Origin of the sequence: Saccharopolyspora ipomoeae (assembly GCF_029952525.1) — a bacterium.
Classification (GTDB): Bacteria; Actinomycetota; Actinomycetes; order Mycobacteriales; family Pseudonocardiaceae; genus Saccharopolyspora; species Saccharopolyspora ipomoeae.
On sequence record NZ_JASAOF010000030.1, the window covers coordinates 20,880 to 46,087 of the forward strand.

A 25,208-nucleotide genomic window follows, 5' to 3' on the forward strand; every position below is an offset into this window, starting at 1 on the left:
CCGGTCAACGACGATCAGGAGTCAGCACCATGTCCGAGACGGCCCCACCAGCCGCCGCACCCACCACCGGAGCCTCGCCTGCGATGGCTCGACGCGCCGCCGCCGCGGGAGGCGTCGGCACGCTGATCGAGTACTACGACTTCAGCGTCTACGCCTTCCTCGCGGTCACCATCGGCCCCCTGTTCTTCCCCAGCGGCCAGCCGGCCGTGTCCCTGCTGCTCACCTTGGCGGTCTTCGGATCGGCCTACGTCATGAGACCCGTCGGAGGCTGGTTCTTCGGCAGGCTCGGCGACCGTCGCGGACGTCGACGGGCGCTCGTCGTGACGGTCGTGGCGATGGGGATCTGCTGCGGCCTGCTCGGGCTCCTGCCCACCTATTCCGCCGTCGGGGTCCTCGCCCCGGTGCTGCTGGTGCTGATCCGCCTGGCGCAGGGCTTCTCGGCCGGTGGCGAGATCGGCGGCGCGGCGACCTACGTCGCCGAGTCGGCGCCGGTCAAGCGCCGCGGGCTCTACGGCTCGGTCACGGCGCTCGGCTCGACCCTCGGGTTCGCGGTGTCCGCAGCGGTCGTCGGCCTGGTCAGCACCTTGACCACGGCTGAGCAGATGACGGCCTGGGGCTGGCGGATCCCGTTCCTGATCTCCATCCCGCTGGCGATCCTCTGCCTGTGGGTTCGGGTCCGGCTGGAGGACACCGCGGAGTTCGCCGAGATGGCCGACAAGCGGGAGGTGGTGCGCAGCCCGCTGCTGCAGGTCGTCAAGCAGCACCCGGTGTCCATCCTGCGGGTCATCGGCATCGCGATCGCCATGAACGGCAGCGGCTACATCGGGCTGACCTACTTCAACGTCTACCTGATCAACGACCTCGGCTTCGACAAGCAGGCCGTGTACTGGACCTCGGCGCTGGGGATCGGGCTCGCCTGCGTCACCTACCCGATCGCGGGTGCGCTGTCGGACCGGTTCGGGCGGCGGCCCGTGCTGATCACCGCCTACGTCGGTTACCTGGTCATCGCGTGGCCGTCGTTCGCGATCCTCGGCGCGACGTCGAGCATCCTGGTCGTCGGGCTCGTGTACGTCGTGTACATGTCGTTCAACGGGTTCGCGCAGGTCCCGGCCTTCCCGCAGTTCACCGAGCTGTTCCCGCGGCAGGTGCGCTACACCGGCGTGGCGCTGGGCTTCAACATCGGCACGATCATCGCCGGCGGCACCGCTCCCTACATCGCCGCACAACTGGTGCAGAGCACGGGAAACCCGATGGCGCCCGCGTTCTGGGTCATGGGGGTGGCGGTCGTCGGTTTGATCACCGTGCTGACCCTGCGCGAGACCGGCAGGGACCGCTTGCCGGTCTGACCGCCCGGTTCACCGCAGTGTCGCGAGCGAAATCCGTCCGCACGCACCGCAGGAGGTCGACCGTGCTCGATTCGCGCTGTTCCGCAACGGGTTCCGAGGCGTCGGGATGACCGGCACCAGGGAGGTCGACCTCCTCTGCGTCGGCGGTGGGCTCGGCGGTCTCGCCGCCGCGCTGCGGGCCGCCGACCTCGGCGCCGAGGTCCTCGTGGCCGAACGATCCGACGTGGTCGGCGGAGTCGCGGCGTACAGCGGGGGTTTCGCGTGGGTGGGCGGGGATCCGCTGATGCCGGAACCGGGCGACGCCCTGGAGTCCGTCGAGTCCTACTTGGACCACGTCCAGGGCGAACGTCCGGTGGATCGGGAAGCCCGCCGCGCGTACCTGCACGCCGCGCGGGAGGCGACCGCGTGGTTCGCCGCGGCCGGTGTTCCGTTCCGGGTGATCCCGGGCGCGCCGGACCTCTACCACCCGGCTCCCGGATCGACCGCCGGAGGACGGCTGCTCGAATGCGTCGTCGACGGCCGGGACCTCGGCGCGTGGCGCCCGCACCTGCGGCAGGGGCCGTACTACGACATCGGTGTGAGCCGCACCGAGTCGTACTCGGCCGCCCGGGAGGAGGTGATCGACGATCGCCTGACGCACGGCATGGGCCTCGTCGGCGCCTTCGCGCGGGAGGCGCTCGTGCGCCGCGGGGTGGAGTGCCTGCTCGAACGCAGGGTGCGCGAGCTCCTGGTCGAGGGCGGGGACGTCGTCGGTGCGGTGCTGGACGGGCCGACCGGGCGAACCCGGGTCCGGACCCGTCGCGGGGTGCTGATCGCCGCAGGCGGCTACGGCGGTTCACCGCACGCGGCGGAGCTGGAGGACGTACCGGCGCTGGTCGAGAGCGCCCCGCCCGTCGTCGACGGGGACTCGATCGCTCTCGCGGAACGAGCAGGTGCGGGGCTGGTTCGCGGCGCCGACCCCTTCTTCAGCGTCGGGTACGGGTTCCCCGGGGAGGTCCACCCCGGCACCGACGTCGCCCTCGTGCGGCCCCTGCTGACGCACCTCGGCCTTCCCCATTCCCTGATCGTCAACCGCGACGGGCGCAGGTTCGGCGACGAGAGCTACTACGGCGCGTTGATCAGCGCCCTGCGCCGATTCGACACCCGCCTTCGCCGGTGGTCGAACGTGCCGTGCTGGTTCGTCGTCGACGACGAGTTCCGCGCGCGCTACCGGCTGGGGCCGTACGCGGCGGGGGAGCGCTGGCCCGACTCGATCCCCCGGGCGGACAGCATCACCGGGTTGGCCGCGGCGGTGGGCATCGACCCCGAAGGGCTGCGGGCGACCGTCGCCGAGTTCAACCGCGCGGCCGATCGCGGTGAGGACCCCGAGTTCGAGCGCGGTACCCGGCCGTTCGTGCGGCGGACCTACGGCGACGCCGAGCACGGGCCGAACCCGTGCCTGGGCGCCGTGCGGACCCCGCCGTTCTACGCCCTCGAACTGTCCCTGGTCGGGTTCGGCATGGGCACGCTCGGGCTGTGGATCGACCGGGACGCCCGCGTGCTCCGGCGCGACGGGTCCCCGATCGGCGGCCTCTACGCCACGGGCAATGCCGCCGCGACCCGCGAGCTGCGCGGGTACGTGACGGGTCTCGCCAACGCCCGCAACTACACCTACGCCTACCGAGCGGCCGGACACGCCTGCGGCCGCAGCGGAGACACGACCCTCTGAGGAGTTCCGATGCCGATGCGCAGCCCGTACCCGGACGTCGACGTGCCCGACGTGTCGTTGACCGAGTTCCTGTTCGGAGCCGATGTCGGGAACCACGCCGGAGCGACCGCCCTCGTGGACGGGACCACCGGCGACGCGATGACTTTCGGACGGTTGCACGCCGCGGTGGAGGACGTCGCGGCGGGGCTGCACGCCCGGGGAGTCCGGACAGGCGACGTGATCGGGCTGGTCGGATCGAACTCGCCCCGATGGGTGCTGGCCTTCCACGCGGCGTTGCGCGCCAACGCCACCGTGACGACGTGCAACCCGCTCTACACGACGGGGGAGCTGGCGAACCAGTTCACCGACTCGGGAGCCGGATTCGTCATCACCGACGGCAAGTCGCGCGAGAAGGTGGTGGAGGCCGCGGCGAAGGCCGGCCTGGGCGCGGACTCGGTGTTCACCCTCGACGCGGCCGACGGCCACACCGGCCTGGAGGAGCTGGCCGCGGCCGGAGGGGAGGCGCCGACCCCGGCCGTCGGGGCCGAGGACACGGCCGTGCTGCCGTACTCCTCGGGAACCACCGGGCGCGCCAAAGGCGTCGTGCTGACCCACCGCAACCTCGTCGCCAACGTCCTGCAGTTCGACCGGATGGTGACGTCGACCAGGGGGAGTGCCCAACTGGCGGTGCTGCCGCTGTTCCACATCTACGGCATGACGGTGCTGATGAACCACAGCCTGCGCACCCGCGCGCCCCTGATCACGATGCCGCGCTTCGACCTGGCCGAGATGCTGCGCCTGGTGGACGAGCACCGCGTGCGCAAGCTCTACGTCGCACCGCCCACCGTGCTGGCGCTGGCGAAGGACCCGCTCGTCGCCTCCTACGACCTGTCGAGCCTGGAGATGGTCTTCTCCGGTGCCGCACCGCTCGACGGCGAGCTCGGCGGGGCGCTCACCGACCGGCTGGGGTGCGCGGTACTCCAGGGCTACGGGATGACCGAGATGTCACCGGTGTCGCACGCGATACCGGAGGACCGGCTGGACCTGGACCCGGCGAGCTGCGGGTTCGGACTGCCCGGGATCGAGTACCGGCTGGTCGACCCCGCGACGGGCGAGGAGGTCGGACCCGGCGAGCGCGGGGAACTGCGGGTGCGGGGCCCGAACGTGATGTCCGGGTACCTGAACAACGCCGAGGCCACGGCGCAGACCCTCGACGAGGACGGGTACCTGCGCACGGGCGACGTCGCGACGGCGACCGCGGAGGGCGTGATCACGATCGTCGACCGCGTCAAGGAGTTGATCAAGTACAAGGGTTACCAGGTGCCACCGGCGGAGCTGGAAGCGGTGTTGCTCACCCATCCCGCGATCGACGACGCGGCGGTGATCGGAGTCCGCGACGCCGGTGGTGAGGAGGTGCCGAAGGCCTTCGTCGTGCGAAGCGGGGGGAGTGCGCTCACCGCGGACGACGTGATCACGCACGTGGCCGATCGAATCGCCCCGCACAAGAAGGTCCGGGCCGTCGAATTCGTCGACGCGATCCCCAAATCGGCGTCGGGCAAGATCCTGCGCAACAAGCTGCGCGAGGCCGAGCTCAGCGAGGTCCCCCACCCGGCGTCCCGTTGAACTTCGACGATCCGTCGGGCGATCTCGCTCGACGGGGCCGGATCACCGTTCGGCCAGTCGTGGAGTCAGCCGCGGACCGGCCGCCGCGTCGGGAAGAGCTCGTCGAGGGGGATGCCCGCGGACAGCCCGAAGAGCAGGCGCAGCCGTGCCTTCGGCGCGGAAAGCGTGCTCGCGAAGTGCAAGCCGGATCGGCGGAGGTCCATTTCGGACCCCCCGCCGCTGTACGTCTCGCGCAGCAGTGCGCCGTCGGGACAACGACTGGTGACGACGACGGGAGTGCCCGCCCGGGCGAGCCGAACGAGTGCTGCGCCCAGGGACGGCGAGACGTGTCCGGCGCCGAGGGCGGCGACCACGACGCCGTCGACGGTGCCCGGGTCGGACGTCAGGGCGTCGGCAGCGGAGCCGTCGACGCCGGTCGCCGCGTGGACGAGGCCGATCCGCGCGGTCGGCGGGTTCGAGCGGGGCAGGCGGTCGGTTCCCGGCGCGGGCCCCAGGAGCAGTTCGACCTCGTCCTCCGCGACGAAGCCGACGGGTCCCGCCGCGGGGGAGGCGAACGCGGCGACGCGGGCGCTGTGCATCTTGGTCACGAGCCTGGCGACGTGCACCTCGTCCTGGAAGACCACGACCGGCCCGTACGGCGCGAGCGAGGGATCGGCCGCGGCGACGAGGGCCGCGCGCACGTTCGCCGGACCGTCGGGCCCGGAGTGGTGCGGCGAGCGCATCGCGCCCGTGATCACCACGGGAACCCTCGGTTCGACGAGCAGCGCCAGCGCGTAGGCGGTCTCCTCCAGCGTGTCCGTGCCGTGGGTGATGACGACGCCGTCGCGGCCCGCCGCGATCTCCTCGTCGACCGCGGTCGCGAGCGTCCAGAGGTCGTCGACCGTCAGCTTCCGCGAGGACCGGCCGAGGACGTCGCGCGGTACGACCTCGATCCGCTCGGGGAGATCGGGCGCGGGAGGCGTCAGCGCGGCGACGCCGACGTGGTCCTGGTTCCCGGTCGTGGGCGGTGCCACGGCGATGGTGCCGCCGGTCGCGAGCAGACCGATCGAGCGGGTGGTCTCCGGCGAACCCATCAGGACTGGGCGTCGGGGTTGCCGAGCTCCGCGGACATGCGAGCGGCGGCCCGCAGCGCCGCGCCCGTGAGCCGCTCGCGCACCTCGGCGTCGGCCACGCGCGAACCCGGTGCGGTGATCGTGACGCTCGACAGCACGTGGTCGTCGCCGTCCCGGATCGGCGCCGACACGGCCCACGCGTCCGGGTCGAGCTCGTTCTCGCACACCGCGTAGCCCTTCTCGCGGACCTGCTTGAGCACGTGCATCACGTCATCGACGTGATGCGGCGTTCCAGCGGTGTACTCGGTGAGATCGGCTTGTTCGAGCAGGGCTCGCACCATCTCCTCGTCGAGGTGGGCGAGTATCGCGCGGCTCGACGCGGCGGCGTGCAGCGGCATCTCCTGCCCGATGCGGACGAACAGCCGCAGCGCGTGCTCGGCCTCCACGATGGACACGCAGACCGGGGCGTCGCCGATGAGCTCGGTGAGGAACACCGTCTCGCCGGTCTCGTCGGCGGCTTCGGCGAGCGCCGCGGGCGGCTTGACGAGGCGGGCGCCGTGCGAGCCACCGCGGCCGGCGAGCGCCCGGGCGGCGCGGCCGACGAAATACCGCTTGGTGACGGGGGAGCGGCGGAGGTAGTCGGCCTGGTCGAGCGTGGTGAGGATGCGGTGCAGGCTGCCGAGCGGGATGTCGAGCTCGTCGTGCAGCTCTTGCAGGGTCAGGCCGGACCGCGCCGCACCGACCGCGTTGAGCACCTCCACGCTGCGAACGATGACCTCGAGTGGGCGTGCGGTGGTCATCGGCGTGCTCTCCTCCCGTGCTCGTCGTGCGTCGTCGGCAACCCTAGCTGAGCCGCGACCGGGGTTGACAACGTCGCGAACGGTCGTTCAAGCTCAGCCTAACCGAACTGGAAACATCTTTCCAATATGAGTGTCGGTGGGGTGGCGGGCGGAACTCGGCCGCCGGGAAGGAAGGCATGCCGCGGATCCTGACCGACCACGACGTCGACGCGCTGCTGCCGCCCCCGCGAGCGCTCGCGGACGTGCGCACGGCGTTCGAGCTGCTCGGCGCAGGGGAGGCGTGGGACGAACCGCGCCGCCGCAGCACCGGCGGGAACGTCACGCTCAACGTCATGTCCGCGATCGCGCCGACGCTCGACGCGGTGGCCGTGAAGTCGTACCCGGTGGTGCGCACCGGCACGAATCGCGCGAGCGCGATCGCGGTGGTCGTCTACACCTGCGAGACGGTTTGCCTGCTGGGAACCGGTTTTCAGGCACCGGCGCAGGTGAGCGCGCTCGTCGACGTGCTGCCGAAGCTGCGCCGAGTGCTGGTCGTCGGACGCGACGCGACGCGGGCAGCCGCCACCGCGGGCGGGCTGCGGCTGGCGCATCCCCGGCTGGACGTCGAGGCCGGGACGAGCCCGGAGCGCGCGGTGCCGCGCGCCGACGTCGTGATCACCGCGACGGGCGCGGTCGAGCCGCTCTTCGACGGCGGACTGCTGCGCGCGGGCACGCACGTCAACGCGGTCGGCAGCAATCACGCCGCACGCAGGGAGCTCGACCGGTCGGCGTTCCAGCGGGCGGCGCACGTCGCCGTCGACTCGGCGGCGGTCGCCGCGCTCGAATGCGGAGATCTGCTCGCGAACGGGCTCGATCCCGCCGAGGCGACCGAGTTCGCCGACATCGTCGCGGGCCGGGTTCCCGGCAGGGGAGACGGGGACGACATCACGGTCTTCGAATCGCACGGGCTCGCCATCCAGGACCTGGTGTGCGCGGTCGGCGTGCTCGACGGAGCGCGGGAACCGGGCGCAGCCGCGGAAGTCCCAGGAGAATCAGGAGAAGACGCATGAGGTTGCACATCACGGGTGGCCGGTTGGTCACCCCGGCAGGCGTGCTCGACGCGGACCTGCTGTGCGTGGACGGCAAGATCGCGGCGATCCTCGATCGCGGCGCCGAGGTCGAGGCCGACGAGCGGTACGACGCCGGGGGCAAGCTCGTGTTCCCCGGGTTCATCGACCCGCACGTGCACTCCCGCGACCCCGGGGCGAGTCACAAGGAGGACTTCGACCACTCGACGCGCGGTGCGCTCGTCGGTGGCGTGACCACCGTGCTGGAGATGCCGAACGCGATCCCGCCGGTCGACTCCGCGGAGGTGTTCCAGGAGCGCCGTCGGCAGCACGAACAGCACGCGTGGACGGACTTCGGGCTGTGGGGCCTCGCGCTGGGCGAGACGAACATCGACCAGATCGGCCCGCTGTTCGAGGCCGGCGCGGTCGCGGTGAAGCTGTTCTGGGGTTACGCGCTGCACAAGGAGACGCGCTCGCTGGTCTACAACGTCGGCGACGAGAAGCCCGAGAACCTGCTGCCGCCACCGCCGAACGGCCAGGTGCTGCAGCTGTTCGCCGAGGTCGCCAAGCACGGTGGTGTGCTGGCGGCGCACTGCGAGGACAAGGACGTGCTCGCGACCAGCCAGGAGGCGCTCGGCCACCCCATCGAGTCCTACGAGGACCTCCTCGCCGCGCGGCCCGCGGTCGCCGAGGCCACGACGATCTCCATCGCCTCGCAGTTCGCGAAAGCCACCGGATGCCGGTTCCACGTCGTGCACCTCGCGTCGGAGATGGGCCTCGACGCCGTGCGCACGGCGCAGCGCAACGGCGTGTCGGTCAGCGCGGAGACCTGCCCGCAGTACCTGACGCTGACCGACGCCGACTACCCGAAGGTCGGCCCGGTGATGAAGGTGTACCCGCCGGTGCGCGGGCAGGGCGACCAGGACGCGCTGTGGGAGGGCTTCAACGACGGCGCCATCTCGTCGGTCGGCTCGGACCACGCGCCGCACACCGTCGAGGAGAAGGCGCGCGGCTTCGAAACCCAGCCCGCGGGCGCGGTCGGCTGCGAGACCTTCGGCCCCGTGCTGCTGGACGCGTTGGCGCGCGGCAGGACCACCGCGGAACGGCTCGCGGCGGTGGCCTCGACGGACACCGCGAAGTTCTACGGGCTCTACCCGCGCAAGGGCGTCATCCGGCCGGGCAGCGACGCCGACCTGGTCATCGTCGACCCCGAACTGCGCCGGACGGTGCGCAACGACGAGCTGATCGCGAAGCAGCCGGTGAGCCCGTGGAACGGCTTCGAGCTGGTCGGCGGCCCCGTCGCAACGGTGCTGGGCGGCCAGGTCGTCGTGCGCGATCGGGAGATCGTCGCCGAGCGGCGCGGCCGCTTCGTCGCAGCCGACCACTCCGCGCACCGCGCCGATCGGCAGACGGCATGAGTTCCGTCGAGGAACTCACCTCGGGCGTGCGCGCGGCGATCGAGCAGGCGTGCGCACTCGCGCGGGAACCCCTGTCCGACGACGTGCGCCGGCACGCGGCGCACGTCGTCGCCGACGCGGTCGGCGTGAGCATCGCCGGTGGTCGGACCGCCGAGATGACGCGCCTGCGCGGAGCCGACGACGAGCTCGGCGGGCCCCCACCGGCGGGTGGCTCGACCGTGCTGGCCGCGGGCGCCGAGCTCGCGTCGGCCGAGCACGCCGCGTTCCACAACGCGACCGCGGGCAGTTTCCTCGAACTCGACGAGGGCACCCGTCCGACGGGCCACCCGGGCATGCACCTCGTGCCCGCGGCGCTCGCCGTGGCCGAGGCGACCCATCGGTCCGGGGCGGCGCTGCTCGGCGCGGTCGTCGCGGGTTACGAGGTGAGTTCCAGGCTGCTCGCGGTGTTCCGGCTGCGACCACCGACGCATCCGCACGGCCACCTCGCCGGGATGGGCGGTGCCGTGGCCGTGGCGCTGCTGCTCGACGAGGACCCGCTGGCGGCCGCGGCGATCGCGGCGACGACGCCGGTCGTGCCCGTCTGGAACGCCTGCTACGTCGGCGCGACCGCGCGCAACACGGCGATGGGGCTGGCCGCGCAGACGGCCGTGCGCTCGATCCGGTTGCTGCGCGCGGGTTTCACCGGTTCCATCGAATCGATCCCCGCGCTGTTCGGAGGGCTGACCGGCCAGCCGGTGGACGATGCGGCGTTGCGGGAGCCGGTGGAGCACGCGCGGCCGCGGATCCTGCGCAACTACTTCAAGCGGCACAGCGCGTGCGCGCTGACGCACGGCGCGATCGACGCCGTGCTGTCGTTGCCGGCTGTACCCGTGGCGGACATCGAGTCGGTCGAGATCCACACCGTCGGCAACAACCTCAAGCTGGACAGGCAGCCGGCTCCGAACGACCTGTCGGCGCGGTTCTCGTTGCCCTACGCGGTCGCGGCGGCGCTGACGCATCGCGCGTCGACGGTCGAGACCTTCGACTACGACCCCGATGTGGCGGGGCTGGCCGCGAAGGTCGCGGTCAGCGCGAAGCCGGAGTTCGACCGGCGCTGGCCGGACCACGCGCCGACGGAGGTCGTCGTCCGCACCTCGGCCGGGACGTTGTCGGCGGTGGTGGACGACCCGCGCGGGCACCATCACGACCCGCTGTCGTCCGACGAGCTGCGCGCGAAGTTCGTCGGCCTCGTCGGTGGCGCGCAGGTCGATGAGACCGCGCTGTGGCAGCGGATTCTCGCGCTCCCCGATGTCGACGACTGCTCCGAGGTGCTCCGTCCGCTGCGCGCTGTGTCACCCGTGTAGCGGGCGTGTTTCGGCCTCGCGCGAGCTCTTGACAGCCGTGGTGTGCCGGGGAGAAGCTCCCGTTCTCGTAGTGAAAAGAGGTTTCCACTTTGAAGGCGACAGCATTCGTCGACGAGACGCGGAGCCCGGCGACCACGGGCGTCCCACCGGTGGACCTGAGCGTCGGGCTCGGTGACCTCACGCTGGCGAACCCGGTGATGCCGGCCTCCGGCTGCTTCGGTCCCGAACTCGGCGGCCTCACGCGGGTCGAGGCGCTCGGTGCCGTCGTCACGAAGACCGTCTTCGTGCACGCCAGGCCGGGAAACCCGACCCACCGGATCACCGAGCTGCCGCACGGGATGCTCAACAGCGTCGGCATTCCGAGCGCCGGGGTGGTGCCGTTCCGCGAGGCGGGGCTCGGCGGGTACGCGGGGCTCGGCGCGCCGGTCGTGGTGAGCGTCGGCGGACTGTCCGCGCAGGAGTACTGGGACGTCGTCGACGAGCTGTCGGAGTCGCCGCACGCCGCGTTCGAGGTGAACGTCTCCTGCCCCAACCTCGAACGCGGAGGTGCGACGCTCGACACCGACCCCCGCGCGATGGGCGAGGTCGTGGCCGGAGTGGTCGCGCGCAGCGCGAAACCCGTGTTCGTCAAGCTGAGCCCGCAGCTGCAGACGATCGGTGACGCGGTGCGAGCGGCCCGCGACGCCGGCGCGACCGCCGTGACGGTGTGCAACAGCTTCCCCGGCATGGCCGTCGACGCCCAGCAGCGGAGTTCCGCGCTGGGCAACGAGACCGGCGGCGTGTCGGGCCCGATCGTCAAGCCGCTCGCGCTGCGGCTCGTGTGGCTCGCCGCGCGCGCCGCCGACATCCCCGTCATCGGGTGCGGGGGGATCCGATCGGCGAGCGACGTCGCGGAGTTCCTCGTCGCGGGGGCCACCGCCGTCCAGATCGGAACCGCCACGTTCGCGCGGCCCCACCTGATGGCCCAGATCGTCGAGGAGCTCCCGGCACTGGCTGCGCGGCTCGGTGTCGCCTGCCTCGCGGAACTCATCGGCACCCTCTCCACTCAATCGGAGGACCAGCGATGACCGAAGACGACGAGCAGAGAATGAGAGCGGCCGAGGAGGTTTCCGCCATCGGCGCGGAGGACGGACAGCCGCAGGAGGTCACGCCGTACGGCAAGAAGGCGGTCTTCGGCGCCACGGTCGGCTACGCGATGGACGGCTACGATCTCCAGATCCTCGGCTTCGCCCTGCCCGCGATCACCGCGAGCCTCGGGCTCACCGATACCGAGGGCGGACTGCTCGCCACGATCACCCTGATCGGCACGGTGACGGGCGCGATGTTCTTCGGCGCGCTCGCCGACCGCTTCGGCCGGGTGCGCGTCCTGACCTACTCGATCCTGCTGTTCGCGATCTTCACCGGGCTCACGGCGCTGTCGCAGGGATTCGTGGAGCTCGCGGTGTTCCGGTTCATCGCAGGCATGGGCATCGGCGGTGAGTTCGGCATCGGCATGGCGCTGGCCGCGGAAGCGTTCCCCGCCCTCAAGCGCGCACGTGCGACGTCGTGGGTCGGCGTCGGTTTCCAGCTCGGCGTCCTGCTCGCGGCGCTGATCTCGGCCCCGGTGATCGCGTGGTGGGGCTGGCAGGGGCTGTTCGTGATCGGTGTCTTCCCCGCGCTCGTCGCGATCGCGCTGCGCATGCGGCTGGAGGAGCCGGAGGCGTTCGTCCGGTCCCGGGCGAGGGTCGAGGCGGGCGAGAAGCAGGAGAACCCGTACCGGCTGCTCGTCGCCGACGCGAGGACGATCCGCACGAGCCTCGGCATCGTGATCATCTGCTCGGTGCAGAACTTCGGCTACTACGGCATTCTCACGTGGCTGCCGACGTACCTCACCAAGCAGCTGGGGCTGAGCACCACCAACTCCGGGCTCTGGACGGCCGCCACCGTGATCGGCATGATCTCCGGGATCATGATCTTCGGCCAGCTGGCCGACCGGATCGGTCGCCGCCGCTCGTTCTGGATCTTCCAGGCCGGCGCGTTCATCTCGCTGTTCGCCTACAGCCAGCTCACCTCGCCGATGGCCGTGCTCATCGGCGGTGCCGTGATGGGCGTGTTCGCCAACGGCATGCTCGGCGGCTACGGAGCGATCATCGCCGAGAACTACCCGACCGCGGCACGGGCGACGGCCCAGAACGTCCTCTTCGGAATCGGGCGTGGTGTCGGCGGGTTCGCTCCTCTCGTCGTGGCGCTCGTCGCCGGTTGGCAGGGGTTCGGCGCGGCGCTGGGCTTCCTCGCGCTGATCTACATCGTCGACATGGTGGCGATGCTGCTCATCCCGGAACGCGGTGGCAAGCGGCTCGACGGCGCGGTCGCGGACGGCGCTGTCGCGTGACGGCGCGGACGCGTTGCGGGCTGACCGTTTCCGACGCACGACTGCTGGAAAGCGAGGAATAGTGCCGAACACGACGACACCGACGTCTGCGCTGCGCGCGCTCGGCGTCGAGGCGGACACCTACGGTCCGACGGTCAACACCGGAGGCTCACCGCGCCACGTCGAGGTGCTCGGACGCGCTTTGGCGGAGGAGCTGCGCGCGTCGAACGCCGAAACGCTGGTCATCTGGAGCACGCCCGATGAGGCGGTGCTGGCCCACGCGGTCGCGCTGCAGCTCGGTGCGACCGTCCGGAGGGCGTCCGAAGTGGAGGGAATCCTGACGCTCGACGAGCCGATCGCGGAGGGCCAGCGCGCCGCGCTCGTCGCGACCCGGTGGGAAGGTCGCTGGCTGGCGAAGCTGCGCGAGTTCGTCGTCGGCAGCGGTGGCGAGCTCGTGGCGGCCGCGGCCGTCGTCGGTTCCGAGGCGCTCGACGACGTCACCGGCCTCCCCACGGCGGCGCTCGTGCAGGCGCACGAGGCGGAGGAACTGCGCCGATGACGTCTCTCCGCGCGGACGGCGGGCGGTTGCGCGACCTGCTCGACGGGTTCGCCGCGCTCTCCGAGAGCGACAGCGGGCCGGGCGTGACCAGGCTGGCCTACACGGCCCTCGAACGTCGTGCCCATGCGCTCTTCTCCGAGACGATGTCCGCGCTCGGCCTGAGCACGTGGGTCGACGCGGCGGGCAACACGCTCGCGGAACGGCCGGGCACCGGTGCCGGCCTCCCGGCGATCGGCACCGGGTCGCATCTGGACAGCGTCCCCAACGCGGGCTCCTACGACGGGATCGTCGGGGTGTGCGCGGCGATGGAAGTGGCGCGGCTGCTGGTCGAGCACGACATCGCGCACCGGCACCCGCTGCGGTTCGTCGTGTTCGCGGCCGAGGAGGGCGCGCGCTTCGGTCAGGCGTGCACCGGCAGCAGGATCGCGGCCGGACTCACCGGTTCCGACGACCTGCCGTCGAAGGTGGACGCCGACGGCGTCACGCTCGCCGACGCGATGGCCGGTGTCGGCCTCGACCCGTCGACCGTCGAGGACGCGCGGTGGGAACCGGCCGACTGGGCCGCTTTCGTGGAACTCCACATCGAGCAGGGCAGCGTCCTGGAGACCGAGGGGGTCCGGCTGGGCGTCGTGGATTCGATCTCCGGAAGCACGAGGCTGCGGCTGGATCTCCGCGGCCGCGCGACGCACAGCGGCGGTACGCCGATGCACCTGCGCGCTGACGCGATGGCCGCGGCGGCCGAGATCGTGCTCGCGGTCGAGGCGCTGGGCGAGGACGAGCGCAACGTCGGGACCAGGACGACCGTCGGCAGGCTCGACGTCGCACCGGGTTCGATGACGACGATCGCGGGCAGCGCCTCGCTGTGGGTCGACGTTCGGGGCACGGACGCGGGACGGCAGCGGGACACCGCCGCCGAGATCGTGCGACGGGCGAAGCGGATCTGCGACGAGCGGGGGATCGGATTCTGCCACGAGCAGCTCGCCGACACCCCACCGGTGGAACTGCGCGCGGGCATCCGCGACGAGCTCGCCGCGTCGTGCCGAGCGGTCGGGGTCGAACCCCGGGTGCTGACCAGCGGCGCCAGTCACGACGCGCAGCAGGTCGACCGGGTGGCTCCGGCGGGCATGCTCTTCGTGCCGAGCGAGGCGGGCATCAGCCACGACCCGGCGGAGCGCACCGACATCGACGACATCGCGCTCGGCACGACGGCGCTGGTCGCCGGGCTGCTGCGCCTGGACGGGAGCCTGCCGTGATCGCATCCGCTGAGCTGAACGTCCTCGGCGGTGAGCTGCCGGCGCCGGTGTCCGAGCGCGCGCCGGTGCTCACCAACCGGGCGCTGTCCGACCGGTACCGGGTGCTGCGGCTCCGGTCCGAGACGATCGCGCGCCGCGCGCGGGCGGGGCAGTTCGCGATGGTCGCGCCGGACGCGCGACCGGGCACGGTGCTGCCGCGACCGATGGCGATCTACGCGCGGGACGTCGAGCGAGGAGTCGTGGAGATCGTGTACGGCGTCGTCGGCGACGGCACGAGGTCGCTGGCCGCCATCGCCGAGGGCGAGCACGTCGTCGTGACCGGACCGCTGGGGCACGGGTTCACCATCACCGACGAGGCGCGGCACGTCCTGCTCATCGGGCGCGGTGTGGGAACGTGCGCGATGACGAGCGTCGCGCAGGACCTCGCCGGGACGTCGGTGCGCGTGTCGGCCGTGCTCAGCGGTCGCGACCGCACGGCGGTGCTCGGCGAGGACGTGCTCCGCCGTTGCGGGGCCGAGCTGCTCCTCGTGACCGACGCGGACGGCACCAGCCGGGTTTCCGCCGTGCGCGAGCGCCTGCACCGCGCGTTCGACGACGACCCGCCGCAGCTGGTTCTGACCAGCGGGTCCGAGCGGCTGACCCGGTTGGCCGCGCAGCTCGCCGCGCGATGGCGCGCCGGCGCGCAGGTCTCGATCGAGGCGCACATGGCCTGCGGGCTCGGCTACTGCCACGGCTGCGCCGCCGGAGACGGCGACGGCACCCGCGAGGCGCCGCTCGTCTGCCGCGACGGCCCGGTGTTCGGCATCGGCGCTGATCCCGACCCGAGGCCGTGAAAGCGGTCGAGGCGCGCCGCCCCCGCTCGGCGGGGCAGCGGGTCATGGCGCGGTGTCGACCTGGTCGAGGTGGCGGAGGGTGGTGGCGATGATCTGCTGCTGGGCTTGCTCGCGGGTGGTGCCGGGCCGGCCGTCGCCGCGTTGCGGGCCGTAGTCGCCGAAGTGGGCGTGAACGGCGCCGGGGACGGGCACGAACTCCGTGTTCGGCGGCAGGGGTGCGCCGAGCACGTCGGGCGTGCGGGAGAGGGCGTCGTGGGTGCCGTAGATCGAGGTGACGGTGAGGTCGCGGCGGTCGCGGAGGCTGATGTCGGGATAGCTCGCCCACAGCAGCAGACCGCGGACCTCGTCGGGGTGGTGGGTGGCCAGCCGCGCTGCGGTGGGGCCGCCGAGAGAGTGCCCGGCGGCGACCCAGCGGCGTGGTGGTCCGGCGCGGGTGAAGAGGTGCCGGCCTTGCTGGGGTTGGAGGATCGCCATCCCGAAGGGGGCTTTGAGCACCACCACCACGTAGCCGGCTTCGGCCACCGGGCGCAGCAGGGGCAGGTAGGCGCGGGAGTCGACGCCTGCTCCCGGGTGGAACACCAGACCTGTTGCGCGGACGGGAGTTCGAGCTGGGCGCAGTTCGATCTCAGTGGGCCGGTCGACGACGGTGACGTCCGGTCCGGACCGCATCGCGTCGCGAGCCCGAGGGGTGGCGGCGAGGGGCTGGGCGTAGAGCAGGACCGCGCAAACGGCCGCGGCGAGCAGCGCAGCCAGCGGTCGGGTGATCCACCGGCGCATGACGGGAAACCTCCAACGGTGCGGCCGCGCTCGGGTGACGGTGGCACCGCGAGGTGGCGGGCCGCGTACTCTCGGTGGCATGAGGACGAGGGCGGGACGTGGCGGGAACTGGTTCCTGAGCGCGCTGTCGCTGATCGTGCTGGGGGTGGTGATCGGGATCGCGATCACCAGCTGGGAACCGATCAGCGCGATGCACCCGGCCTACGGGATCACCTTGGCCGTGGCGGGAGCCGCGGCCGTCGCGGGCCTGGTCTCGGCCGGGTGGTCCTGGCACCGCCGCTGATCGTGGTCGCCGATCGTTCGGTGATCTGCTGCGGCGGTGGGTCAGCACGATCACGACACGACTCCATCCTCGACACCACCGGCGACGTCAGCACGCCGATTATCCCCATCGGACCCGAGCTCACCGGAGTCGGAGTGCCGAGGATCGACGACCGCGACCCTCATGAGCGCCGCTCGCGGCGAGCGAGAAGAACTTTCGCGTTTCCGCCGTGCGGGCGTCCGCTCACTGTGGTTGCGACGGGTCGACCACCGGATTGACACTGCTCGACAGGTCGAAGTGGACGATCGCGCAGGTAACCGGGATGGCGAGGTTGCGGAGGGAACCATGGCGCGCGCTCCAGGTGAAGAGCACGCCCGGGTAGCCGGGACGGGGAGGTTGACGGGAGGGGCGCTGGTGGCCGGCGCCTCGGTCGTCGCGGCGCTGGGCGGTCTGCTGTTCGGTTACGACACGGGTGTCGTCGCAGCAGCGCTGCCCTACATCAGCGACGCGTTCGGGCTCGGCGAGACGATGAAGCAGGTGGTGACCGCGGCGCTGCTGGCAGGTGCCGTTATCGGTGTGATCGTCGGTGGCAAGGTCGCGGATCGGTTGGGCCGCAAGCGGACGCTGATCGGCGTCACCGTCCTGTACGCACTGGCGACGCTGGGATCAGCGGTGGCTCCCGGTGCCGGATGGCTCATCGTTTCGCGGGTGTTCCTGGGCGTGGCGATCGGCATCTCCTCGCTGGTCGTGCCGACCTACATCGCCGAGCTCGCGCCGCCGCGCAACCGAGGCAGACTCGTGTCGCTCCACCAGTTCATGGTGACCGTCGGGATCTTGATGGCCTACCTGGTCGGCTACGGGCTGTCCGAGTCCGCTTCGTGGCGTTGGATGATCGGGGTGGGCGTGCTGCCCGCGGTGCTGATGTCGGTGGGGCTGCTGGGCCTCCCGGAATCCCCTCGCTGGTTGCTCTCGCACGGGAAGGAAGCCGAAGCGCGGGGTGTCCTCGTGCGAACCCGGCGAGCGGACGAGGTCGAGGCGGAGATCGCGGAGATCCGGGAGGCGGTTCGCGCGGAGGGACGAATCACCTACCGGGAGCTGCTCGGTCCGCGCTACCGCCGATGGGTTTCGGTCGGTGTCGTCGCGGCGGGGGCGAGCCAGGTCGTCGGTGTGAACGCGATCATCTACTACGTGCCGACCATCTTGGAGGACGAGGGGTTCGGCAAGACCGCGGCGATCGGCGTTTCGGTGGCGATCGGGGTGGTGAACGTGCTGTTCACCCTGCCCGCGCTGCTCTGGATCGACCGGGCGGGCCGCCGCCCCTGGATCCTGGGCGGTACGGCGGTCATCGTGCTCGCGCTCGTGGCGATCGGGGTCGTGTTCCTGTTCCCGCTGCAGGGCGCGACCGTGAGCTGGCTGATCGTCGTGCTCATGATCTACGAGTCGGCGTTCGCGTGCAGCCTCGGCATCGCGATCTGGTTGGTCAACAGCGAGATCTTCCCCAACAACGTTCGAGGTCAGGCGGCATCGTTCGGAATCGTCACCCACTGGGCGATGAACCTCGTCGTGTCGCTGACCGTCCTCACCCTGATCTCCGCGCTCGGTGCATCAGTGGTGTTCTGGATCTACGCGTTGCTCGGCGCGCTGTGCCTGGGCTACCTCTACCGGTGGCTCCCGGAGACCAAGAACCGCAGCTTGGAGGAGATCGAGGCCAGCCTCACGACCGACCGCGGCGACTCCACCCGCGCGCGCTGATCCACAGGGCCCGGAGTTCGCCGCGGGGAGTCGGCACTTCCCGCGCGGGTGGTTCGTTGATACTGCAGAGCCGGATCGACGAACATCGGAGGAGTTGGCCATGAGCCTCATCGGCACCCTGCTGGGGTACGTCCTGTCGGCGTACCTGCTGCTGCTCATCGCTCGGATGGTGCTGGATTGGGCTCGGGCCGCGACCGAGGGGCCGCCCTGGGTGAGACGTGCTCGCGCGCTGACCCACGCCGGGACCGAGCCGGTGATCGCGCCGGTGCGGCGGGTGCTGCGACCGGTGCGCGTCGGAGAGCTCTCGATCGACCTGGCCTTCACCGCCGTGTTCGTGGTCGTCCTGATCCTGCGTTCGGTCGCCTTCAGCTTGTAGTGGCGAGCGACGTCAGGACGGCTGGCAACGGGGGCACCAGACGGTGCTGCGCCCTCCGATCCTGCTCCGCCTCAGCGGTGTCGAACACCGCGGGCACCGGGCGTCGCGCTCGTTGCGGTGCCCGGTCAGCCAGGACGGGCGGTCGGGGACGTGCCCGACGCGCGACGAGCTGCGCAGCACCGAGCCCAGCCGGGCGTGCAACCTCGCCCAGCGGGCCGAGTCGAGGTCGGTGGTCCTCAGCGTCGGAGCCAGCCGCGAGCGCCACAGGATCTCGTCCACGCACAGGTTGCCCAGGCCGGCCACGACCGCCTGGTCCATCAGCGCTGGTTTGATCCGGCGTTCCGTGCGCGTGAGCCGCGCGCGCAGGTCGCGGCGGCTCACCCCGGCGGCGTCGGGGCCGAGGTCGCCGAGCAGGTCCTCGACCTCGGAGGCCTCGGTCGCCAACCGCAGCCCGGTCAGCTTGCGCATGTCCCGGTAGCGCAACGCTCCTTCGCGGAACTCGAAGACGACGCGGTCGTGCCGGTGATCGGTTTGCTCCCCCGGTGTCCACACGAAGGCGCCGGTCATGCCGAAATGCGCCAGCAGCTGCGGGTAGCCGGACCGGCTGCGGGTCGGAACCCGAAGCCACTTGCCGCACCTGCTCGGCTCCGCGATCACCTCGCCCCGGAGAGCACGTGCGAACTCCTCCGGCGAGGTGCGCACGACGCCCGCGTCGAGCACCCGCACCGCCGCGACCTCCGAGCCCACGACGTGGTCGCTGACCACGCGGCGAAAACCTTCGACGTCGGGAAGTTCCGGCATGGCCCACCTACGCGTGATCGCTGCCCGGGGTGTGCGGATCGCTTCCCTGGCCGAAGGTCGCCAAGCGCTCGACGAGTGCGGCGTCGTCGGGGTCCAGGGGCATCGGTTGCTCGACGTGCCCGGTGCGGTCTCCGGTGGCGAGCACGCCCAACCAGCCCGCCGCCTCGTCCGGATCGGGGAGCAGCGCGGCGGCGTCGGCTTCCTGCCCGACGCGGTAGCAGCGGCGGTTTCCCTCGGTGAAGCTCCAACCGAGGTACGGCGTCCACTCCACGGTCAGCTCCGGCGCGCCGCTGATCACGATCTCGACGGTCATCCGCTGCCGGTTCAGGCGGGCGGTGTCCAGTTCGATCTCCATCGCCCGGGCGGCCTCGCGCACGTCGTCGAGGTAGCCGGCCATCGCGTCCACCGTGCCGAGTCGTCCCTCGGTGCGGTCGCGCACGTGCCTGTCCAACGGGTCACCGTTCATCGCCGCGTTCCACCAGCCTTCACGGGCGGGGTCACCTCGGTGTTCCCGCCACCCGCCGGGCGCGAAACCCGAAGCGCCGTGGCCCACCGCCGGACGTGCGTCATCCGCTCGCGGTGTCGCCGTAGATGCGCAGGCGGAGTTCGCGGGCTTTGCTCATGTGGTCGCGGGCGAGGTCGTGCGCGCGTTCGGCGTCGCCCCGCTCGATCGCCGCGATGATCGCCTCGTGCTCGCCGATCGCCTCCTCCCAGCGGCCCGGCAGCGCCAGGGTCGTGGCCGGGTAGCGGGTGAGGTGGTTGTTCAGCCGGGTGAGCAGGTCCACGACGGTGCCGTTGTGGCTGGCCGCCCAGATCGCTTCGTGCACCGCCAGGTTCGCCGCGGCCATCTCCGCCGGATCCGATGTCGGCGTCGCCGACATCTCCTTCTGCGCGCGGGAGATCCGGACGAGGTCGAAGTCGGTGCGGCGCTGCGCGGCGGCCGACGCGGCGGTGGCCTCCAGGGAGACGCGCACCTCGTAGATCTCCAGGATCTCCTCGGGGCTGCGGGTGCGCACCCGCATGCCCCGTTGACCGCGTTCGACCAGCCCGTCCTGCTGGAGCCTGCGCAGCGCCTCGCGCACCGGCGTCCGGCTGGTCCCGTAGCGTTCCGCCAGGGCCAGTTCCGCCAGGGCCGCGCCCGGCTCCCAGGTGCCGTCGACGATCTCAGCGCGCAGCCGGTCGTATACCTCGGACAGTTCGTCCCTCCTCGGATCGGGTTCGCTCAGTATACGGCCGTATGCACTGCTCCTCGCGGCGCAACGCGCTCACGTCAGGTCCGCGCCCTCCCGAGCACGCCGCTGCCGCCGCACCACCGGCACGAGGGCGGAGAGCAGCAGCGACAACGCCACCACCGCCCACAGCGCGATCGTGATCGGGCCGGAGACCAGGATGGACGGGTCCCCCTCGGAGAGCACGAGCGCACGGCGGAGCTGCTGCTCGGCGATCGGACCCAGGATGAGCCCGACGATCGCCGGGGCCGGTGGGATGCCGGCTTCGCGCATGAGCAGCCCGAGCAGGCCGAGTCCGCAGAGGACGAGCAGGTCCGCGGTCGTGCCTCCGGCGGCGAAGGCGCCGAGCGCGGCGAACACCAGCACCCCGGCGTAGATGGTGTGCGGCGGGATGGTGAGCATGCGCGCCCACACCTTCACCAGCGGGAGGTTGAGCACCAGCAGCATCACGTTGCCGACGTAGAGGCTGGCGATCAACGTCCACACCAGCGGACCGGACTCGGTGAACAGCTCCGGTCCGGGTTGCAGGCCGTAGGACTGGAACGCGGTGAGGATCACCGCGGCGGTCGCCGAGGTGGGCAGGCCGATGGTCAGCAGCGGGACGAGAACCCCTGCCGCGGCGGCGTTGTTGGCCGCTTCCGGACCGGCCACCCCTTCGATCGCGCCGCGCCCGAAGTCCTCGGGGTGCCGCGACAGCTTCTTCTCGACGGTGTAGCTCAGGAACGTGGGGACCTCGGCGCCGCCCGCGGGCAGGCTGCCGATCGGGAAGCCGAGCGCGGTGCCGCGCAGCCAGGCCGGCCACGAGCGGCGCAGGTCGTCGCGCGACAGCGCGGTGCGGCCGTGCACCGGTTGGACGCTCGACTGCCCGTACCTGCTGATCAGGCGGGTGAAGGTCTCGCCGAGCGCGAACAGGGCCACGACGACGATGACGACGTCGATGCCGTCGAGCAGAGCTTCGGCCCCGAACACCAGCCGCGGCTGTCCGGTCTGGGAGTCGATGCCGATCAGTCCGATGGTGATGCCGACCAGCAGGCTCGCGATGCCCTTGAGCAGGTTCGGGCCCAGCAGGGCGGAGACGGTGGTGAACGCGACCGCCATCAGTGCCACGTACTCGGGCGGTCCGAACCCGGTCGCGAAGTCGGCGACGAGCGGGGCCAGGAAGGTCAGTCCGATGGTTCCGATCGTGGCGGCCACGAAGCTGCCCAGCGCGGCGGTGGCGAGCGCTGCCGCGGCCCGGCCGGCCCGCGCCATCTTGTTGCCTTCGAGCGCGGCGATCATCGACGCGCTCTCGCCGGGTGTGTTGAGCAGGATCGAGGTGGTCGATCCGCCGTACATGCCGCCGTAGTAGATCCCGGCGAACAGGATCAGCGCGCTGGAGGGTTCCAGCCGGAAGGTGATCGGCAGCAGCATCGCCACCGTCAACGCGGGGCCGATGCCGGGCAGGACGCCGACCGCCGTGCCGATCGTGACGCCGACCAGCGCCCACAGCAGGTGCGACGGGGTCAGCGCGGCCGCGAAACCGTCGAGCAGGAGTCCGATCTGGTCCATCTCAGAACCCCCAGGGGCCGGTGGGCAGGGTGAGCCCGATTAGTCGGTCGAAGACGACGAACACCAGGGCGGCGAGCGACCACCCGTGGGCGACGACGTGCCAGCCGCGGGGTGCGCCGAGCAGCAGCGCGGCCGCGATGAACAGACCTGCGGAGGTCACGACGTAGCCGAGCACCGGCAGCAGCAGCGCGAAGGCCACCAGCGCGGCGACCAGGGCGCAGAGGCGCAGCGCGGAGCGCGATCGCAGCGGAACTCCGGCCGCTGCCGAGCGCAGTTCGGCCGAGGACCGCGCGACCAGCCCGATCCCGACGACGCCGAGCAGCGATCCCAGCACCAGCGGCACGGTCGCCGGTCCCGCCACGCCCTTGCCGGTGTCGGGCAGCGCGATCGCGTCGGTGATGACCAGGATTGCGGCGACCACCATGAGAGCGCCGAAGAGCGTTGAGCTGAGGGCCGTCCTGCGATCGCAGCCCTGTTCCGGTTCTGAGGTCATCATCGCCTCCCCAATCCGATCTCGGCGAGCAGCTCCGCCACGCGGGACTCCTCGGAGCGCACGAACTCCTCGAACTCGGGGCCGGCGAGCGTCGCGTCGCCCCAACCCCGGCGGGCCAGCGCCTCGCGCCAACCGGGGGTTCTCGTCATCTCCAGCAGCACTTGCTCCAGCGCGTGCTCGTGTTCGGCGGAAATGCCCTTCGGCGCGACGACACCGCGCCAGTTCTGCAGTTCCACGTCGAGCCCGGTTTCGCGCAACGTCGGCACGTCGGGCAGTTCGGGGAGCCGGTGCGGGCTGGACACCGCGAGCGCGCGCACCTGACCGGCTTCGATCTGCGGCCGGATCTCCGACACCCCGGAGATGCCGAGGGACGAGCGGCCGGACAGCAAAGTGGTGAGCGCTTCGCCGCCCCCGGAGTGCGCCACGTAGCTGACCTCGGCGGGGTTGGCCCCGGCGGCTTTGGCCAGCATCGCCGCGAGGATGTGCTCGACCCCGCCGGCGGAGCCGCCCGAGATCGAAACACCGCGCAGGTCGGCGCGCATCGCGTCGGCGACCGAGGTCATGTCCCGCAGCGGTGAGTCCGCCGAGGTGACCACGACCTGGTAGTCGGTGGTGAGCCGGACCAGCGGGACGGTCTCCGACAGCGAGTGCGGCGAGTCGTTGGTCTCGGCGGCGCCGATCATGATCAGCCCGGTGGTCATCAGCTGGCTCGGGTCGCCCTGGTGGCGGACGAACTGGCTGAGCCCGATCGTTCCGCCCGCGCCGCTGACGTTGTAGACCTCGCTGCGCCCGACGAGATCGCGCAACGCGCTCTGCATCTCGCGGGAGGTCTGGTCCCAGCCACCACCGGGAGCCGCGGGCGCCATGATCCGCAACTGCTCGCCTGCGAGAACCCGGGCCGCGGCGCCGCGTTCGGGGTCCTCCCCGGGATCAGTGGCGACCAGCGCGCCGGTCGCGAGAACGGCGACGGCCAGCGGCGCCCAGTAGGTCCATCGTCGCCGGGGTGCGGTGTCCTGCCGTCTTCTGTTGCGCATAGAGCTCCATTGCTCCCTCGGGCTGTTCTGGACATCGTGGTGCACGAATGTATACAGTCACATGCAGTCGGATACAAGACCCGGGAGGAAGAGTGCGACAACAGGACCGCTCAGCGGCTGGTGACGTGGTGGACGTCGTCGTGGTCGGAGGCGGCAACGCCGGTTTCAGCGCAGCGCACGCCGCGGCCGAGCGCGGTCGGCGCGTTCTCCTGCTGGAGCGAGGAGCGCCCGCGGAAGCCGGCGGCAACAGCTACTACACCGCGGGCGCGTTCCGCATCGTCCACAGTGGTCTTGAGGACGTCGCCGACCTGCTCGACGACGACGAGCGGCACGCCATCTCGGTCCTGCCGCCCTACGCGCCGGAGGACTTCGCCGCCGACATGGCGAAGGTGACCGAGGGGCGCAACGATCCGGCGCTCACCGACGTGCTGATCGGCGACAGCCAGGACGCGCTGAGGTGGCTGCGCGGGAAGGGGTTGCGCTTCCGGCTCATGTACGAGCGCCAGGCCTATCCCGACCACGAGCAGCGCCAGGTCTTCTGGGGCGGGCTGGCCGTCGGGAGCACGGGCGGCGGCAAGGGGTTGATCGAACAGCACACGGCGGCGGCCGAGTCGGCGGGCGTGGAGATCCGCTACGGAGTCCGCTGCCGGGAACTGGTGCTGGAGGGCGGTGCGGTGGTCGGGGTGGCCTACACCGATCCCGAGGGCGAGCGCCGGGAGGTGCGCGCGGAGTCCGTCGTGCTGGCCGCAGGTGGTTTCGAGGCCAACGCGGACATGCGCCGCGAGCACCTCGGCGAGGGGTGGCAGCAGGCCAAGGTTCGCGGAACGCCGCACAACACCGGCGACATGCTCACCGCCGCGATCGCCGCCGGGGCGGCGACCCACGGGGACTGGGGCACCTGCCACAGCGTGGCGTGGGACGCCTGGCACGAGCACAACGAGAGCAACCGCGAGTTCACCAACCAGCTCACGCGCGGCGGGTACCCCTTGGGCATCGTGGTCAACTCCGCCGGGCGACGATTCCTCGACGAGGGAGCGGACTTCCGCAACCTGACCTACGCCAAGTACGGCGCCCGGATCCTGGCCCAGCCCGGCGGTTCCGCGTTCCAGATCTTCGACGCCACCACCCGCCCCTGGCTGCGCGCCGAGGAGTACGACATGCCCGGTGCTTCGGTCGTGGTGGCCGACACCATCGAGGAACTGGCCGCGGGCACGGGTGTTGACGCCGCGGCGCTGCAGAGCACCGTGGCCGAGTTCAACGCGTCCGTCGACCGCTCCACCGAGCTCGACGCCGCGGTCCTGGACGGTCGCCGCGCAGCGGTGACACCGCCGAAGTCGAACTGGGCCATCCCGCTGGAAACCGCCCCGTACTACGCGTTCCCCGTGACGTGCGGCATCACCTTCACCTTCGGCGGGCTGCGAGCCGACACCAGCGGTCGGGTGCTCGACGACGCGAACGCGCCGATCCCGGGCCTGCTCGTCTGCGGTGAGATGCTCGGCGGCCTGTTCAGCGGGAACTACCCGGGCGGCACGGGTCTGACCTCGGGCGCGGTCTTCGGGAGGAGGGCGGGCGCCCTCGCCTGACCCGGCGGCGCGCGTGCAGCGCAGCAGCGGAGGCCCCCGGCCG

At 71.7% G+C, this 25,208-nt stretch carries 24 protein-coding genes; 15 read left to right on the plus strand and 9 right to left on the minus strand.

From position 1 onward, the window contains the following. The first annotated feature begins 29 nt into the window (after positions 1 to 29). The 3 genes from QFW96_RS27885 (at position 30) to QFW96_RS27895 (ending at position 4,656) form a co-directional block, all read left to right on the plus strand. A complete protein-coding gene (locus QFW96_RS27885) occupies positions 30 to 1,346 on the plus strand; it encodes an MFS transporter (RefSeq protein WP_281458721.1) in 1,317 nt (438 codons plus the stop codon). Positions 1,347 to 1,452: 106 nt separating this feature from the next. Beyond that, positions 1,453 to 3,054, plus strand: a complete 1,602-nt coding sequence (locus QFW96_RS27890; protein ID WP_281458722.1) for an FAD-binding protein — start codon at positions 1,453 to 1,455, stop codon at positions 3,052 to 3,054. Positions 3,055 to 3,063: 9 nt separating this feature from the next. After that, complete coding sequence (locus QFW96_RS27895) at positions 3,064 to 4,656, plus strand: AMP-binding protein (RefSeq protein ID WP_281458723.1); 1,593 nt, start codon at positions 3,064 to 3,066, stop codon at positions 4,654 to 4,656. 65 nt (positions 4,657 to 4,721) lie between these two features. Here QFW96_RS27895 and QFW96_RS27900 read toward each other — a convergent pair whose 3' ends face one another. Together QFW96_RS27900 and QFW96_RS27905 are read right to left on the minus strand one after the other, a co-directional pair. Beyond that, a complete protein-coding gene (locus QFW96_RS27900; RefSeq protein WP_281458724.1) occupies positions 4,722 to 5,729 on the minus strand; it encodes an asparaginase in 1,008 nt (335 codons plus the stop codon). Further along, positions 5,729 to 6,508, minus strand: a complete 780-nt coding sequence (locus QFW96_RS27905; RefSeq protein WP_281458725.1) for an IclR family transcriptional regulator — start codon at positions 6,506 to 6,508, stop codon at positions 5,729 to 5,731. The genes QFW96_RS27900 and QFW96_RS27905 overlap by 1 nt, the downstream gene beginning before the upstream one ends. 176 nt (positions 6,509 to 6,684) lie before the next feature. On the opposite strand from QFW96_RS27905, the gene QFW96_RS27910 reads away from it, so the two are divergent. From QFW96_RS27910 to QFW96_RS27945, 8 genes are all read left to right on the plus strand, one after another. Further along, the gene (locus QFW96_RS27910; protein WP_281458726.1) at positions 6,685 to 7,557 is read left to right on the plus strand and encodes a hypothetical protein; all 873 of its coding nucleotides are present in this window, start codon (positions 6,685 to 6,687) and stop codon (positions 7,555 to 7,557) included. Further along, positions 7,554 to 8,972, plus strand: coding sequence for a dihydroorotase (locus QFW96_RS27915; RefSeq protein ID WP_281458727.1), 1,419 nt, complete (start codon positions 7,554 to 7,556; stop codon positions 8,970 to 8,972). Before QFW96_RS27910 ends, QFW96_RS27915 begins: the two co-directional genes overlap by 4 nt. Next, positions 8,969 to 10,315 (plus strand): MmgE/PrpD family protein, encoded by a 1,347-nt coding sequence (locus QFW96_RS27920; protein WP_281458728.1) that lies wholly within the window; start codon positions 8,969 to 8,971, stop codon positions 10,313 to 10,315. Before QFW96_RS27915 ends, QFW96_RS27920 begins: the two co-directional genes overlap by 4 nt. An 89-nt stretch (positions 10,316 to 10,404) precedes the next feature. Then, positions 10,405 to 11,382 carry a dihydroorotate dehydrogenase gene (locus tag QFW96_RS27925; RefSeq protein WP_281458729.1) on the plus strand — a complete coding sequence of 326 codons (978 nt, stop codon included), beginning with the start codon at positions 10,405 to 10,407 and terminating at the stop codon, positions 11,380 to 11,382. After that, entirely contained in the window at positions 11,379 to 12,686 is a 1,308-nt protein-coding gene (locus QFW96_RS27930) for an MFS transporter (protein ID WP_281458730.1), read from the plus strand. Before QFW96_RS27925 ends, QFW96_RS27930 begins: the two co-directional genes overlap by 4 nt. Before the next feature lie 61 nt (positions 12,687 to 12,747). Continuing rightward, positions 12,748 to 13,224 (plus strand): hypothetical protein, encoded by a 477-nt coding sequence (locus QFW96_RS27935; protein ID WP_281458731.1) that lies wholly within the window; start codon positions 12,748 to 12,750, stop codon positions 13,222 to 13,224. After that, complete coding sequence (locus tag QFW96_RS27940) at positions 13,221 to 14,477, plus strand: Zn-dependent hydrolase (RefSeq protein WP_281458732.1); 1,257 nt, start codon at positions 13,221 to 13,223, stop codon at positions 14,475 to 14,477. The genes QFW96_RS27935 and QFW96_RS27940 overlap by 4 nt, the downstream gene beginning before the upstream one ends. Continuing rightward, positions 14,474 to 15,310 carry an iron-sulfur cluster-binding protein gene (locus QFW96_RS27945; RefSeq protein ID WP_281458733.1) on the plus strand — a complete coding sequence of 279 codons (837 nt, stop codon included), beginning with the start codon at positions 14,474 to 14,476 and terminating at the stop codon, positions 15,308 to 15,310. Before QFW96_RS27940 ends, QFW96_RS27945 begins: the two co-directional genes overlap by 4 nt. 42 nt (positions 15,311 to 15,352) lie before the next feature. On the opposite strand, the gene QFW96_RS27950 is transcribed toward QFW96_RS27945, so the two are convergent. Further along, entirely contained in the window at positions 15,353 to 16,087 is a 735-nt protein-coding gene (locus QFW96_RS27950; protein ID WP_281458734.1) for an alpha/beta hydrolase, read from the minus strand. A gap of 79 nt (positions 16,088 to 16,166) precedes the next feature. Between QFW96_RS27950 and QFW96_RS27955 the strand changes: the two genes are divergently transcribed. From QFW96_RS27955 to QFW96_RS27965, 3 genes are all read left to right on the plus strand, one after another. Beyond that, positions 16,167 to 16,370 (plus strand): hypothetical protein, encoded by a 204-nt coding sequence (locus QFW96_RS27955; RefSeq protein WP_281458735.1) that lies wholly within the window; start codon positions 16,167 to 16,169, stop codon positions 16,368 to 16,370. 324 nt (positions 16,371 to 16,694) lie between these two features. Continuing rightward, complete coding sequence (locus QFW96_RS27960; protein ID WP_281458736.1) at positions 16,695 to 18,101, plus strand: sugar porter family MFS transporter; 1,407 nt, start codon at positions 16,695 to 16,697, stop codon at positions 18,099 to 18,101. A 100-nt stretch (positions 18,102 to 18,201) separates the two neighbouring features. After that, entirely contained in the window at positions 18,202 to 18,477 is a 276-nt protein-coding gene (locus QFW96_RS27965; protein WP_281458737.1) for a YggT family protein, read from the plus strand. Positions 18,478 to 18,489: 12 nt separating this feature from the next. On the opposite strand, the gene QFW96_RS27970 is transcribed toward QFW96_RS27965, so the two are convergent. The 6 genes from QFW96_RS27970 to QFW96_RS27995 all read right to left on the minus strand — a co-directional run bounded on the left by QFW96_RS27970 (position 18,490) and on the right by QFW96_RS27995 (position 23,582). Then, entirely contained in the window at positions 18,490 to 19,278 is a 789-nt protein-coding gene (locus QFW96_RS27970; protein ID WP_281458738.1) for an Fpg/Nei family DNA glycosylase, read from the minus strand. Between the two features lie 7 nt (positions 19,279 to 19,285). Continuing rightward, positions 19,286 to 19,744 (minus strand): hypothetical protein, encoded by a 459-nt coding sequence (locus tag QFW96_RS27975; RefSeq protein ID WP_281458739.1) that lies wholly within the window; start codon positions 19,742 to 19,744, stop codon positions 19,286 to 19,288. Between the two features lie 100 nt (positions 19,745 to 19,844). Then, positions 19,845 to 20,507 (minus strand): GntR family transcriptional regulator, encoded by a 663-nt coding sequence (locus tag QFW96_RS27980; protein WP_343231411.1) that lies wholly within the window; start codon positions 20,505 to 20,507, stop codon positions 19,845 to 19,847. 36 nt (positions 20,508 to 20,543) lie between these two features. After that, a complete protein-coding gene (locus QFW96_RS27985) occupies positions 20,544 to 22,055 on the minus strand; it encodes a tripartite tricarboxylate transporter permease (RefSeq protein WP_281458740.1) in 1,512 nt (503 codons plus the stop codon). A 1-nt stretch (position 22,056) separates the two neighbouring features. Further along, on the minus strand, positions 22,057 to 22,479 hold the full coding sequence (locus tag QFW96_RS27990; RefSeq protein WP_281458741.1) for a tripartite tricarboxylate transporter TctB family protein: 423 nt from the start codon (positions 22,477 to 22,479) through the stop codon (positions 22,057 to 22,059). A gap of 68 nt (positions 22,480 to 22,547) precedes the next feature. Beyond that, the gene (locus QFW96_RS27995) at positions 22,548 to 23,582 is read right to left on the minus strand and encodes a tripartite tricarboxylate transporter substrate binding protein (RefSeq protein WP_281458742.1); all 1,035 of its coding nucleotides are present in this window, start codon (positions 23,580 to 23,582) and stop codon (positions 22,548 to 22,550) included. 92 nt (positions 23,583 to 23,674) lie between these two features. Here QFW96_RS27995 and tcuA point away from each other — a divergent pair, with 92 nt between their 5' ends. Beyond that, on the plus strand, positions 23,675 to 25,165 hold the full coding sequence (gene tcuA / locus QFW96_RS28000) for an FAD-dependent tricarballylate dehydrogenase TcuA (protein WP_281458743.1): 1,491 nt from the start codon (positions 23,675 to 23,677) through the stop codon (positions 25,163 to 25,165). The last annotated feature ends 43 nt before the right edge of the window (positions 25,166 to 25,208 follow it).